The 13,638-nt window shown below is 61.9% G+C and carries 11 protein-coding genes and 1 tRNA gene; 6 read left to right on the forward strand and 6 right to left on the reverse strand.

Going from position 1 to position 13,638, the window contains the following annotated elements; all coding sequences use genetic code 11:
* Positions 1–148 precede the first annotated feature (148 nt).
* Positions 149–1,777 carry a DNA alkylation response protein gene (locus AC1DYW_RS19155; RefSeq protein WP_477227282.1) on the reverse strand — a complete coding sequence of 543 codons (1,629 nt, stop codon included), beginning with the start codon at positions 1,775–1,777 and terminating at the stop codon, positions 149–151.
* A gap of 178 nt (positions 1,778–1,955) precedes the next feature.
* On the opposite strand from AC1DYW_RS19155, the gene AC1DYW_RS19160 reads away from it, so the two are divergent.
* Genes AC1DYW_RS19160 through dprA form a run of 4 tightly spaced genes read left to right on the forward strand, consistent with a single transcriptional unit; the run spans position 1,956 to position 5,995 of the window.
* Positions 1,956–2,936, forward strand: a complete 981-nt coding sequence (locus tag AC1DYW_RS19160; RefSeq protein ID WP_095091837.1) for an aspartate carbamoyltransferase catalytic subunit — start codon at positions 1,956–1,958, stop codon at positions 2,934–2,936.
* Positions 2,933–4,219, forward strand: coding sequence for a dihydroorotase (locus tag AC1DYW_RS19165; RefSeq protein ID WP_457150864.1), 1,287 nt, complete (start codon positions 2,933–2,935; stop codon positions 4,217–4,219). The genes AC1DYW_RS19160 and AC1DYW_RS19165 overlap by 4 nt, the downstream gene beginning before the upstream one ends.
* A 58-nt stretch (positions 4,220–4,277) precedes the next feature.
* Positions 4,278–4,865, forward strand: coding sequence for a glycerol-3-phosphate 1-O-acyltransferase PlsY (gene plsY / locus AC1DYW_RS19170; RefSeq protein WP_477227283.1), 588 nt, complete (start codon positions 4,278–4,280; stop codon positions 4,863–4,865).
* Positions 4,862–5,995 (forward strand): DNA-processing protein DprA, encoded by a 1,134-nt coding sequence (dprA, locus tag AC1DYW_RS19175; protein ID WP_477227284.1) that lies wholly within the window; start codon positions 4,862–4,864, stop codon positions 5,993–5,995. Before plsY ends, dprA begins: the two co-directional genes overlap by 4 nt.
* A 54-nt stretch (positions 5,996–6,049) precedes the next feature.
* Here the strand turns inward: dprA and AC1DYW_RS19180 are convergent, their stop codons facing one another.
* Entirely contained in the window at positions 6,050–6,748 is a 699-nt protein-coding gene (locus tag AC1DYW_RS19180) for a Stf0 family sulfotransferase (RefSeq protein WP_477227285.1), read from the reverse strand.
* A gap of 2 nt (positions 6,749–6,750) precedes the next feature.
* Entirely contained in the window at positions 6,751–8,256 is a 1,506-nt protein-coding gene (locus AC1DYW_RS19185; RefSeq protein ID WP_477227286.1) for a glycosyltransferase, read from the reverse strand.
* A gap of 179 nt (positions 8,257–8,435) precedes the next feature.
* Here AC1DYW_RS19185 and AC1DYW_RS19190 point away from each other — a divergent pair, with 179 nt between their 5' ends.
* A complete protein-coding gene (locus AC1DYW_RS19190) occupies positions 8,436–9,245 on the forward strand; it encodes a hypothetical protein (RefSeq protein ID WP_477227287.1) in 810 nt (269 codons plus the stop codon).
* Between the two features lie 41 nt (positions 9,246–9,286).
* Here the strand turns inward: AC1DYW_RS19190 and AC1DYW_RS19195 are convergent.
* Positions 9,287–9,362: transfer RNA gene (locus AC1DYW_RS19195), tRNA-Lys, on the reverse strand.
* A gap of 301 nt (positions 9,363–9,663) precedes the next feature.
* On the opposite strand from AC1DYW_RS19195, the gene AC1DYW_RS19200 reads away from it, so the two are divergent.
* A complete protein-coding gene (locus AC1DYW_RS19200) occupies positions 9,664–10,167 on the forward strand; it encodes a BA14K family protein (protein ID WP_477227288.1) in 504 nt (167 codons plus the stop codon).
* A 109-nt stretch (positions 10,168–10,276) separates the two neighbouring features.
* On the opposite strand, the gene glpK is transcribed toward AC1DYW_RS19200, so the two are convergent.
* Entirely contained in the window at positions 10,277–11,770 is a 1,494-nt protein-coding gene (gene glpK / locus AC1DYW_RS19205; protein WP_477227289.1) for a glycerol kinase GlpK, read from the reverse strand.
* A 93-nt stretch (positions 11,771–11,863) separates the two neighbouring features.
* Positions 11,864–13,591: an ABC transporter substrate-binding protein gene (locus AC1DYW_RS19210; protein WP_477227290.1), complete on the reverse strand. Its 1,728-nt coding sequence runs from the start codon at positions 13,589–13,591 to the stop codon at positions 11,864–11,866.
* Between the last annotated feature and the right edge of the window lie 47 nt (positions 13,592–13,638).

Genomic DNA, 13,638 nt, shown 5'->3' on the forward strand with positions numbered 1-13,638 from the left:
CTTGCTCTCGCCGCGACAGTGGGCTTTGCCGCTCGTCACCGCAACGGAAACCATTTGTTAAGGTTAACGGCGATTAGTGACGCGCGTGTGGGGGCTCGCCGACGCCTCAAAATGATCGATGGCGCCACTTTTTTGCGATCTTGAAAACTCAATTCACAGGCGGATAGAGCGTGTCGATGATCATGCGCGCGTCATGACGCGAATCGAGCATGCCATAAGTGTTGCGCCACTGGCCGGCGAGCCGCGTCTCGACGAACGCGTCGGCGATTCGCCCTGCCCCCAGCCGACGCAATTCCGCCGCCGCCGCCGATAGCGCCAGCTGTTCGGTAAGCAGCCGGGCCGAGCCGTCGTCGGTCGCGGCAACCTGCATCGCCGCCTTCAGCACGCCGATCGTGCCACGCCCGCCGGCGCCGAGGTCACGGTCGATACCGGCCAGCACATCCTCGAACAGGCCGGGCGCGCGCCCGAGCACGCGCAGCACGTCGAGCGCCATGACATTGCCGGACCCTTCCCAGATCGCATTGACCGGGGCCTCGCGATAGTAGCGGGCGAGCGGCGCCTCCTCGACATAGCCGTTGCCGCCGAGGCACTCCATCGCCTCGTAGAGCAAAGGCGGCGCGATCTTGCACACCCAGTATTTGACGACCGGCGTCATGGCGCGGGCGAATGCGGCTTCGCCGCGATCGCTCGCCGCCTCGTCGAAGGACCGCGCCAGCCGGAACGACAGCGCGGTGGCGGCGGCGACATCGAGCGCCATGTCGGCCAGCACCCGCTGCATCAGCGGCTGCTCGATCAGATTGGCGCCGAACACCTGTCGATGGCGGGCATGATGAACGGCTTCGGCAAGACCTGCACGCATGATCGCCGAAGATGCGACCGCACAGTCGAGCCGGGTCAAGGTCACCATGTCCATGATCGTCTTCACGCCCGCACCCGGTTCGCCGACCATCTCGCCGATGGCGTTGACGAATTCCACCTCGGAAGAGGCGTTCGAGCGGTTGCCGAGCTTGTCCTTCAGCCGCTGGAAACGGAAACCGTTGCCCGAGCCGTCGCCGAGAACGCGCGGCACGAGGAAGCAAGACAGCCCCTCCGGCGCCTGTGCGAGCACCAGGAACGCATCCGACATCGGCGCCGAAATGAACCATTTGTGCCCCGTCAGGCGATAGAACCCGCTACCGACGCGTTCCGCCCTTGTCACATTGGCGCGCACATCCGTGCCGCCCTGCTTCTCGGTCATGCCCATGCCGAGCGTCAGCCCGGTCTTTTCGACCGGTGGCTTCTGGCCCTGGTCGTATTTGCGCGTCGTCACCCGCGGCGCCCATTCGCGAAACAGTTTTGGGCTGGCCATCAACGCCGCCAGGGAAGCATTGGTCATGGTGATCGGGCACAGATGCCCGGTCTCGAGCTCCGCTGTCAGATAGAAACGGGCAGCGCGGACCTGGTGGCGGCGGCCAATCTCGGCGTCGCCGTTTTCCCAAACCGAGGAATGCAGCCCATTGGCCACCGAGCGGCGCATCAGGGCATGATAGGCGGGATGGAACTCGACCACATCGATGCGCCGCCCCTGGCGGTCATGCGTCCTGAGCTTCGGCGTCTCGGCATTGGCGAGACGGGCTAACTCCTGCGCCTCCTGCGTCAGCACGAAACGGCCGAGCCCGTCGAGGTCCTTGCGCACCGGATCGGAAAAGCGCTCCGCAAGCTGGATCAGCAACGGATCGCCCCGCCAGGCGTTGCCGCCCGTCAGCGGCGGCGGCTGGTTCGTCACGTCGTCGGTCACGCCCAATCCTTTTATCGGGAGAAAGGTCCCTATCGTCAGAAAACCACGAATCCGAGGCCATCGGCTAGATATAGCCCAAGCCATACAAGGCGCACGATGAAAATACCGGGGAGAACAGCTCCAATCCAAAGCTGCCGCTTGCAGCCGCAAAATCTCCACCCTATAGCAACGCCTTGAGATGACCGACGCTTCGTCCCTGCCACTCTACCCTCACCGCCATCTTCTGGGCATCCGCGATCTTTCCCCCGCCGACATCGAGCTTCTGCTCGACCGGGCGGACCGCGCTGTCGCGATTTCACGGCAGTCCGAGAAGAAAACTTCGACGCTGCGCGGCCGCACCCAGATCAACCTCTTCTATGAAGCTTCGACGCGCACGCAATCGTCGTTCGAGCTCGCCGGAAAGCGGCTCGGCGCCGATGTCATGAACATGTCGGTGGCGAGTTCATCGGTGAAGAAGGGCGAAACGCTCATCGACACGGCGATGACGCTGAATGCCATGCGGCCCGATATCTTGATCATCCGCCACCAGTCAGCGGGCGCTGCCGCCCTTCTGGCGCAGAAGGTCGGCTGCTCGGTGGTCAATGCCGGCGACGGCGCGCATGAACACCCGACACAGGCTCTGCTCGATGCGCTGACCATCCGCCGCGCCAAGGGTCCGCTGTCGAAGCTGATCGTGGCGATCTGCGGCGACATCCTGCACTCGCGCGTGGCTCGCTCCAACATCATGCTGCTCAACGCGCTCGGCGCGCAGGTGCGGGTCGTTGCACCGTCGACCCTGTTGCCCAGTGGCATTGAGAAAATGGGCGTCATCGTCACCCGCTCGATGGCCGAAGGCCTCAAGGGCGCCGACGTGGTGATGATGCTGCGCCTGCAGCGCGAGCGCATGGAAGGTGCCTTCGTGCCTTCGGTGCGCGAATATTTCCGCTATTTCGGCCTCGATGCCGAAAAGCTGAAGGCCGCCAAGGACGACGCGCTGGTGATGCATCCCGGCCCGATGAACCGCGGCGTCGAGATCGCCTCAGAAATCGCCGACGGCCCGCAAAGCGTCATCCAGGAACAGGTCGAGATGGGCGTTGCCGTGCGCATGGCGGTGATGGAAGCGCTGCTCGACCCGCGTCGCAATCAAGAGGGCCGCAATCAAGAGGGCCGTGGCGCATGAGCATAACGGTCTTTGAGCGCGCTCGCATTGTCGACCCATCGCGCGGTGTCGACGAAGTCGGCTCCGTCATCCTCGATGGCCGCAAGATCGTCGCCGCCGGCAAGGCAGCGCTGAACCAGGGCACGCCCGGGGGTGCGACCGTTATCGACTGCGCCGGCAAGGCGATCATTCCAGGCCTGATCGACGGCCGCGTCTTCATCGGCGAGCCGGGCGGCGAGCATCGCGAAACCATCGCTTCGGCCAGTGTCGCTGCGGCGGCCGGCGGCGTCACCTCCGTCGTCATGATGCCCGACACCGATCCGGTGATCGACAATGTGGCGCTGGTAGAGTTCGTGCTGCGCACCGCCAAGGACACCGCAAGCGTCAACGTCTTTCCGGCGGCGGCGATCACCAAGGGCCTCGACGGCCGCGAGATGACCGAGTTCGGCCTCTTACGCGAAGCCGGCGCCGTCGCCTTCACCGACGGCCGCCACACCATATCGAGCGCCCTGGTTATGCGCCGCGCGCTGACCTATGCGCGCGACTTCGGCGCCACCATCGTGCATGAAACGCAGGACGCGGACCTCGGTTCGTCCGGCGTCATGAACGAGGGCCTATACGCCAGCTGGCTCGGCCTTTCCGGCATTCCGCGTGAAGCCGAATCCATCCCTCTCGAGCGCGACCTTGCGCTGGCACGGCTGACGCGCGGTTCGTACCATGCGGCGAAGATCTCGACCGCGATGGCAGCAAACGCCGTGACGCGGGCGAAAGTCGATGGCGCGACCGTGACATCGGGCGTGGCGATCCACAATCTGTCGCTCAATGAAAACGATGTCGGCGAATACCGCACCTTCTTCCGCCTGACCCCGCCGTTGCGCGCCGAGGAAGACCGGCTGGCCATGATCGAAGCGGTCAGGGACGGCACCATCGACATCATCGTCTCCTCGCACGATCCGCAGGATGTCGACACCAAGCGCCTGCCCTTTGCCGATGCGGCGGCCGGCGCCATCGGGCTCGAAACCCTGCTGGGAGCGGCATTGCGGCTCTACCACAATGGCGATGTGCCACTGCTCAGGCTGATCGAGACGCTATCGACTGCGCCGGCGAGATTGTTCGGCCTGCCTGGCGGCACGCTGAAGCCGGGGGCGATTGCCGATCTTGCGCTGGTCGATCTGGACGAACCCTGGATCGTCGCCGAGAGCGGCATTCGCTCGCGTTCGAAAAACACCTGTTTCGAAGGCGCGCGGTTGCAGGGCAAGGTCTTGCAAACGCTGGTGGCGGGCCGCACAGTGTTCTCAATCTGAGCCGGCCACCGCGCACCGCGCCTGATCCGGCCATTCTGGGGGAAATGCGGGGGAAACAATGACTTACAGCCTCATCCCGGCGCTGGTGTTCGGCTATCTCCTGGGCTCGATTCCCTTCGGACTGCTGCTCACCCGCGCGGCCGGCCTTGGCGATGTGCGCAAGATAGGCTCGGGCAACATCGGCGCCACCAATGTGCTGCGCACCGGCAACAAGGGGCTTGCCGCCGCGACGCTGCTGCTCGACGCGCTGAAGGGCACCGCCGCCGTGTTGATAACAGGCCATTTCGCCCCTGAATTGGCGATTTGGGCCGGTCTCGGCGCCTTTCTCGGTCATCTCTTCCCGGCATGGCTGGGCTTCAGGGGCGGCAAGGGCGTCGCGACCTATCTCGGCGTGCTCATTGGGCTTGCCTGGCAGGTGGCGCTGATCTTCGCCATCGTCTGGCTGGTGATGGCCTTCCTGTTCCGATACTCCTCACTGGCAGCGCTGACGGCGGCCATCGTCGTGCCGGTCGCCCTCTATTGCCTGAGCACGCCGCAGATTGCCGCCTTGTTCGTGGTGATGAGCATCATCGTCTTCATCAAACACAGGGAAAACATTTCGCGCCTGCTTGCCGGCACCGAGGGCAAGATCGGAGCCAAGACGTGAGCGAACCCGCCGCCGGGCCGCGCCTCAGCGACCGGCAGCGGGTGAGTTGGCTGCGGCTGATCCGCACCCAGAATGTCGGTCCGGCCTCCTTTCGCGACCTGATCAACCGCTTCGGTTCTGCCGAGGTGGCGCTGGAAATCCTTCCGGAATTGATGATTTCGGGAGGCGCCAACCGCATCGCCCGCATCCCGTCGATCGCCGAAGCCGAGGCCGAATTGGACACAGCCCGAAAGGCCGGTGCGCGCTTTGTCGGCATCGGAGAGCCCGACTATCCACCGCTGTTGCGCAACATGGACCATCCGCCGCCACTGTTGGCCGTCAAGGGAAATGCCGCCGTCTTCCGGCTGCCGGGGGTCGCCATCGTCGGTGCCCGAAACGCATCGCTGGCCGGCATCAAGATGGCGCGCATGCTGGCTGCCGAGCTCGGCCGCGACGGCTACGGCATCGTCTCGGGACTGGCCCGCGGCATCGACACGGCGGCACATCAGGGCAGCCTGTCGACCGGCACGATCGGTGTGCTTGCCGGAGGGCTCGACCTGCCCTATCCGCCCGAAAACGCCGGCCTGTGCGAGGAGATTGCCGAGCGCGGCGCCGTCATTTCGGAAATGCCGTTCGGCTGGCAGCCACGCGCCCAGGATTTTCCGCGCCGCAACCGCCTTGTCGCGGGCGCGGCCCTCGGGCTGGTTGTGGTCGAGGCAGCGCAGCGCTCTGGATCACTGATCAGCGCCAGGCTTGCCGGCGAAATGGGCCGGCTGGTCTTCGCCGTGCCGGGCTCGCCGCTCGATCCGCGCGCCGCCGGCACCAACGGCCTGCTCAAGGACGGTGCCACCCTGGTCACCGAGGCCTCGGACATTTCCAGGGCGATCGTGCCACTGACCGGTTTGCGCGCGCCGGATGTGCCACCGTTTCAAGACCCGCCCGACTTCTCGGTCACGCCGCCGCCGGGCGAAAGCGACCGCGCCCGCGTCATCGAGGCGCTTGGCCCGACGCCGGTGTCGGTCGACGAGATCATCCGCCACACCGGCCTGCATCCGGCCCAGGTCTTCATGGTGCTCCTGGAACTCGACCTCGCTGGCCGGCTCGAGCGGCACGCCGGCGGACATGTTTCGCTGGTGTTCGAAGGTCACTGAAGGGCAGCGTCGATCCCCGACCCGTTCGACGTTCGTCACCGCATGCAGGTAGCCCTATACAAAGTCCAGCGTATTTGGATTGCCCCGCTCACGCCTGAAACGATCTGCCCAATCGAAGCTGATTGAGTCTCGCTGTTGCTGGATCACGATGGTCGTCGAATCCGGGCTGTGTTGGAGCGTCACACTCATCATGTCCGCGACTTGACGGATGGCATTCAAGGGATCCGCGACTATCGACTCGTATTCAAGCCTGAGAGGATCAATCCCGGTCCGGGCAAAGAACATCTCCCAACGCGCCCTCTCCCGAACCAGCGCATCGAGTTGCCTCTGGATCAGCTCGGCATCGAAAACCGTTTCCTGGCTCACCGGTTGAGTGGAGCGGTATTGACCGGTTTGGAGGGCCCTCACCCAGGAAATTGCCTGACCGAGGAGGTCCCGCCTTGATAGAAAGATGAACCGAAGATCAGGAAGCGCGTCGAACCAGCCTATTTCGCTTGAAATCCAATCATGCTGGTGGGCAAAAATTTTTAGACCATAGATACGATTGGAGGTTGCGCCCATCGTGAGAATTTTTTCGACCTGCCCGGCTACATCTTCGGGAAAATTTGGATCGTCGAAAAAGCGGCGTCCCCTCCAATTGAAATACTCGAGCGGATGCCCGAGCATTCCGGTGCTGCTGAGATGCTGGCACAGGTAATTGCTGCCGGACCTTGGCGATGTGCAAATTGAATAGCCACGAACGCCTCCAGACACCTTCAACCTCGCCCCCGAGCCCGACGAAACATTTTTCTTATAAAAAGCGGAATCATGTCGTTGTAGAGCCGTTTGCTCTCATTGACGAAATTTGAAAGGCGCGACAGCTCTCCGTCAATTCGATGCAATGCAGCCCGACTGTCCTGGGTCGCGCTGTTGAGGGAAGCAGAACCATCAGCGACAGAGCTTGAAAGGCTGGATAGCTGCCCTTCAAGGCGATGCAATCTGGCTTGGCTATCATGGGCCACGTTGTGGAGCGAAGCAGCGCTATCAACGACAGCGCTTGAAAGGCCGGAAAGCTGCCCTTCAAGCCGGTATAGTCGGGCCTGGCTATCATGGGCCACGTTGAGGAGCGCATCGGAGCCAAAGGATTTGACCCGTTCGCCAAGGTCCGTCAGTGCTGCGGCACCACTCTCCAAGGTCTTCGTGTTCGACCTGAGCAGATCGAGAAGCGTCGCCTGTTCTGAGGAATCACGCCAGGCACCGCCAATTTCGTTGGCCACACTGAACCATCTGCGGCGTTCGCGCGAAACGCCTATCTCCTCGATCCAGGATGCGGTGGCGAGCGATCGCTCATCGTCCGTCGTTTGGACATTCGTCTCAATGGCCTGACTGTAGGTGCGAAGATGCTCGTTGATGAAATGCTCGGCACCCGCCACCTTTCGAAAGTATGCACAGACCTCCGCGGCGTCGTCAGCGTCGAATTTTGACAACGCCTCCATCAGGTTTTCGACAGTGGTCGGCCTGGTCAGAAGGCCGACTCCGAGGTTCATTCGCCGCCATGCCTCCATATTTGCCGTGTCGAGCAAACCGGCGAAACCACGCGCGTCGCAGACCACGACCGAGCATCCCACTGCTGCGGCTTCAATGGCCATCCGGGCGGTTGCGAACACGATATCGTATTGCAGCAGATCCTTTTCGAGTTGATGTGAAAACTGGCCCGTGGCGGGACCCAACTCATCCAGTTGCATATTGCTCCTGGCGCAGGCTTCGCGCACCGCTTGCTGATGCTCGAAATTCTTGGTCAGCAGAAGCCCCTTCAAAGGCTTCGATGGCAGGGGCGGACGCTGTTTGAAGCGTTCAAGGTCAATAGCATTGTAGATGAGGTCCAATCTGTCCGCCGGCACACCGCGCGACAGGCATTTGGCCTTGCACGCTTCGTCGACCGCGATCCAGCGGCGTATCTGCGGATGAAGCATCGGGGCTTCGACCTCGAAGAAAGCGCTGTGGCAGGAAAACACCGCTGGTACATCGGGAAAACGCGCCAGCGCGGTCAGGCAAGGCGTCAAATGCTGTGCGTGAATTATGTCGGGCTTTTCGACGATCTCGGCAATTCGGTCCACCACATGGTGTCCGCGCAGGCGCATTCGATCGGCCATCTCGCCAAGCGTTGGAGCCAGCAACATGGTTTGATGACCGCCGCGGCGAAGCCCGTCGGCCAGCAATTCAACAACGGCTTCGGTACCGCTGTTGTACGACACGAACAGATTGGTGATGAGAACCCGCAAATGTCGCCTCCTTAGCTGTTTCACAACCTCCGCATTGGCGGCGAGGATAACAGATGCTAGGCAGCGTTCTTAGTTTGAAGGCATCGGCCAAACAAGTTGCACAAAGACGGCCGGGGCCAACTCATGTGGGAAACCCTTTGATGCCTGGTCGCCTTTGATGCGGTCTGAAAGGCGGATGCATGCCGACCCTGGATTGGAGCCGTTTTTTGCCTGAAAAGTTGCAACATGTGCTGATCCTTGCCCATCCGGGGCATGAGCTCAGGATCCATAACTGGCTTGAGCTCAAGAAACCGCGAATCTACCTTTTGACGGACGGTTCAGGCGGACGCCATTCTTCCCGAACCCAATATTCACGCGACTTGGTGGAAGCTGCCGGCGCGACCGCAGGCGCGGTGTTCGGCGATATTCCCGACGCCACCTGGTATAAAGCGCTGTTGGCCAGGGATAGTGCCGTCTTTGCCGATGTGCTGACGAGAATCAGCGCCGATCTGTCTCACATGCATGAGGTGCAAGTCGTCTCGGACGCGGTCGATGGCTACAATCCGATGCATGATCTGGCCTTTGCATTCGGCAATGCCCTCAACAGGCGTCTGCAAGGCCCGAAGCCGGGGCGCAAGCAGCTTTGCTCCGCCGCGGTTCCCAACGTGCCGGGGACTGTCGAAGTGGAAATCCAACTGGATTCGGCTGCTCGCGCCAGAAAGATGGCTGCGGTCCAGGCCTATACGCCATTGGCCGATGAAGCCCGCCAGATTTTGGAACGGGATCCGCAATGCTTTGACCGAGAACTTCTCATAGCGCAGCAGTTTGACTGGGATGCGCCCTGGACGCCGGAATGGGAGCGCATTGGCAAAGACCGCGTGGCCAAGAAGATCTACGACAGGTGCATCACCTATAAGGAAAATGTGCAGCCGGTTGCGCAGCAACTGATGTCGGAAAGCGCCCGGGAGAACGCGTCGCGGGAAGTCGAGCTTCTGCCTTCCGGCGCCTAGGCGCTGGACCTCGACCACTATCAGCGCTGATCTGAAAACAATGGTGAGCGCGATGGGATTCGAACCCATGACCTACTGATTAAAAGTCAGTTGCTCTACCGGCTGAGCTACGCGCTCCCGCGGGCTCGAAACGCTGCCCTCGAAATTGCGCGGAACATAGGGAGAGTGCCTCGACCGGTCAACCGGAAAAGCGCATGGGCAAGCCAAGCTTTCCCGGCACTGCGATGTTGTCTGCCTGGCGCTTCGAGTAGAGTATCAAGGGCCGTCCGGAGCACCCGAACGAATGGGCTCCAGGCCATCGTCAAGCCAGAGAAACATTATAAATCAGCAACTTGATATTTTAACGCGGAACTATTGCCGGGCTCGCCCGTTCTCCCAGCACAAGGGACGTCAATCACCCTTTCGAAGGAGAAGAACAGTGAACAAGATCGTATCGGGTATACTGGCGACCACTTTGTCAGTTTCGTTTGCCGCGGCTGCCATGCCGGCTAATGCGGCTCAGATGTTCGTGCCACAGGCATCGGACTCGTCGTCGAATATTCTGAATGTCGGAGAGTCACGCTACGGCCCTTCGCAGTGGCGTCATAACCGACATTTCAACCGCAACTTCAGCAGCCGCGATTTCGGCAACCGTCGCAACTTTGCCCGAAACAACGATGGCGGCGTCTATTGGAATGGTCATCGCGGCTACCGCGATTACCATCGCGGCTATCGTCGCCACGGCGACAACTGGTTCCCGCTGGCTGCCTTCGCCACCGGCGCCTTGATCACGGGTGCCATCATTAATAACGAAAACAACCGTGTCTATGAAGGTAATTCGCATGTGCAGTGGTGCTATGATCGCTATCGCAGCTACCGCGCTTCGGACAACACGTTCCAGCCGAACTACGGTCCTCGCCAGGAATGCCGTTCGCCCTATTGATCGCGGGTGAGTCCCAGTAACTGACAGTGTCACGTTGAAAGGTCCGTGCCATGGCGCGGGCCTTTTTCATTCGCCGTATCGAAGTAGCATCAGCTAGCCAGCTGATTGCCTATGGCACACTCAGTGTCCTGCGCACAGCATCGCGCCAACCGGCCAGCTTGGTGGAGCGCGTCGGCGTGTCCATGTCCGGCTGGAAGCGCCGTTCGAGTGCCCAGCTTTTCGCAAACTTCCTGGCATCCGGCCAGACGCCGGCCCTCGAGCCGGCCAGCCATGCTGCACCGAGTGCTGTCGTCTCCAGAATGGTCGGGCGGTCGACCGGCGCATCGAGGATGTCGGCCAGGCGCTGCATGGTCCAGTCCGACGCCACCATGCCGCCGTCGACGCGAAGCACGGTCTCGACCGACGCGCCCTTCCAGTCCTTGTGCATGGCATCGAGCAGGTCGCGCGTCTGGTAGGCGACGGATTCCAGGGCAGCGCGTGCAAACTCCGCCGGACCGGAATTGCGCGTCAGCCCAAAAATGGCGCCGCGAGCCTCGGCATCCCAATGCGGTGCGCCGAGCCCGACAAAGGCTGGCACCAGATAGACGTTTTGGGTCGGATCGGCCTCGGCCGCCAGCTTGCCGCTGTGCTCGGCCTTGCCGATCACCTTGATGCCATCGCGCAGCCATTGCACGGCAGCCCCGGCGATGAAGATCGAGCCTTCCAGCGCGTAGGTCGTCTTGCCATTCAGCCGGTAGGCAATGGTGGTCAGCAGCCGGTTCTTCGAACGCACCAGATCGCTGCCGGTGTTGAGCAGCGCAAAACAGCCGGTGCCATAGGTCGACTTCATCATGCCCGGCTCGAAGCAGGCCTGGCCGATGGTCGCGGCATGCTGGTCGCCGGCAACGCCGAGGATTCTTATCTCGGCACCGAAGAGATTTTTCTCCGTGATTCCATAGTCATCGGCACAGTCTTTTACCTCGGGAAGCATCTTTGCCGGGATGTTGAGAACCGACAGCAGCTCGTCGTCCCAGGCGTTTTTCTCGATGTTGTAAACCAGCGTGCGCGAGGCGTTGGTAGCGTCCGTGGCATGAACCTTGCCGCCGGTCAGCCGCCAGATCAGGAAGCTGTCGATGGTGCCGGCCAGCAATTCGCCCTTCTCGGCGCGTTTTCTCGCACCTTTCACCTTGTCGAGCATCCAGGCGATCTTGGTGCCGGAGAAATAGGGATCGAGCAGCAGACCGGTCTTCCTGGTGAATTTCTTCTCAAGTCCCTGCTTCTTGAGCTTCTGGCAGAGCGGCGCGGTGCGCCGGTCCTGCCAGACGATGGCATTGTGGATCGGCTTGCCGGTCGCCCTGTCCCAGATGACGACGGTCTCGCGCTGATTGGTGATGCCGATGGCCGCGACATCCGAGGCAGCGAGGCCGGCTTTCTTCAGCGCAGCCTTTACCGTCGTCACGACGCTCGCCCAGATTTCCTCCGGATCGTGCTCTACCCAGCCGGACGCGGGATAATGCTGGGCAAATTCCTTCTGCCCGCTGCCGACGACCTTCATCTGACTATCGAACAGGATTGCCCGGGTCGATGTCGTTCCCTGGTCGATTGCCAGCACAAAACCGCTCATTCAGATGTCCTCCGCCTTGATACAAACAGGGGAGACGGCAACATGCCGCCTCCCCCAATGTCACACGGGCGCGAACGCCCGCATAGGACAGTCCTACTTCTGCCAGCTCTTCACCAGTTCGTCGTAGTTGATGGTGATCGGCTTTTCCTTCTCGTTCTCGATCTTGAGCTGAGGCGCGAGATTGCCTTTCTTGACCGCGTCGGCGTTCCAATAGGCGAGATCGTGCTCTTCGGCCATCTTCGGGCCGATATCGCCCTGGACGCCCGACTTCTCGATGCGGCTCATGACCTTTTCCTGCTCGCCGCACAGCGAGTCCATCGCTTCCTGCGCGGTCTTGGCACCCGACGACGCATCGCCGATCGCCTGCCACCAGAGCTGTGCCAGCTTCGGATAGTCAGGCACGTTGGTGCCGGTCGGCGACCACTGGACGCGGGCCGGCGAGCGATAGAACTCGATCAAGCCGCCGAGTTTCGGCGCACGCTCGGTGAAGCTCTTGTCGTGGATCGTGCTCTCGCGGATGAAGGTCAGGCCGACATGGCTCTTCTTCACGTCCACGGTCTTCGAGGTAACGAACTGCGCGTAGAGCCACGCGGCCTTGGCGCGGTCGGTCGGCGTCGACTTCATCAGCGTCCAGGAACCGACGTCCTGATAGCCGAGCTTCATGCCGTCCTTCCAGTATACGCCGTGCGGCGACGGTGCCATGCGCCATTTCGGCGTGCCGTCGTCGTTCAGCACCGCCTTGGCGCTGGCGTCAACCATCGACGCGGTGAAGGCGGTGTACCAGAAGATCTGCTGGGCAACCGCGCCCTGCGCCGGCACCGGTCCCGATTCTGAGAAGGTCATGCCCTGGGCTTCCGCCGGGGCGTAGGCCTTCAGCCAGTCGAGGTATTTCTGGATCGAGTAGACGGCGGCCGGGCCGTTGGTGTCGCCGCCGCGTGCCGTGCAGGAGCCCACGGGCCGCGAATTCTCGTCGACCTTGATGCCCCATTCGTCGACCGGCAGACCGTTCGGAATGCCCTTGTCGCCGTTGCCGGCCATCGACAGCCAGGCGTCGGTGAACCGCCAGCCGAGCGACGGGTCCTTCTTGCCGTAGTCCATGTGACCATAGACCTTCTTGCCGTCGATCTCACGGCCGGTGAAGAATTCGGCGATGTCCTCATAGGCCGACCAGTTGACCGGCACGCCGAGGTCGTAGCCGTACTTGGCCTTGAAGTCGGCCTTGTTCTTCTCGTCGTTGAACCAGTCGTAACGGAACCAGTAGAGGTTGGCGAACTGCTGGTCGGGAAGCTGGTAGAGCTTCTTGTCGGGCGCCGTCGTGAACGAGGTGCCGATGAAGTCCTTCAGGTCGAGGTTCGGGTTGGTGACATCCTTGCCGTCGCCCGCCATCCAGTCGGTCAGGTTGCGCACCTGCTGGTAGCGCCAGTGGGTGCCGATCAGATCGGAATCGTTGACCCAGCCGTCATAGAGGTTCTGACCAGTCTGCATCTGGGTCTGGATCTTCTCGACGACGTCGCCTTCCTGGATGACGTCGTGCGTGATCTTGATGCCGGTGATGGCGGTAAAGGCCGGCGCCAGCACCTGCGATTCATACTGGTGCGTGGCGATGGTTTCGGAGACGACCTTGATGTCCATGCCGGCGAACGGCTTGGCTGCGTCAATAAACCACTGCATTTCGGCTTCCTGGTCGGCGCGCGAAAGCGTCGAGAGCGGGCCTATCTCCTTGTCCAGAAAGGCTTTTGCCTCGTCCATCCCGGCGTAGGCGTTGCCCACGCCGAGCAATAGGACAAGGGCAGTCGTTGATGTTAAAAATTGCCGTCGCATAAGTTTCCTCCACTGTTTCAGGTTTCAAGTGCGATCTGGAGCGGCCG

The sequence above is a fragment of the Mesorhizobium sp. P2_D5 genome, assembly GCF_056404355.1.

Bases quoted from the DNA above. Each gene is read 5' to 3' on its own strand.
- AC1DYW_RS19160 (WP_095091837.1), top strand. From the start codon at position 1,956: ATGACCGACGCTTCGTCCCTGCCACTCTACCCTCACCGCCATCTTCTG.
- AC1DYW_RS19165 (WP_457150864.1), top strand. From the start codon at position 2,933: ATGAGCATAACGGTCTTTGAGCGCGCTCGCATTGTCGACCCATCGCGC.
- plsY (WP_477227283.1), top strand. From the start codon at position 4,278: ATGACTTACAGCCTCATCCCGGCGCTGGTGTTCGGCTATCTCCTGGGC.
- AC1DYW_RS19190 (WP_477227287.1), top strand. From the start codon at position 8,436: ATGCCGACCCTGGATTGGAGCCGTTTTTTGCCTGAAAAGTTGCAACAT.
- glpK (WP_477227289.1), bottom strand. From the start codon at position 11,770: ATGAGCGGTTTTGTGCTGGCAATCGACCAGGGAACGACATCGACCCGG.
- AC1DYW_RS19210 (WP_477227290.1), bottom strand. From the start codon at position 13,591: ATGCGACGGCAATTTTTAACATCAACGACTGCCCTTGTCCTATTGCTC.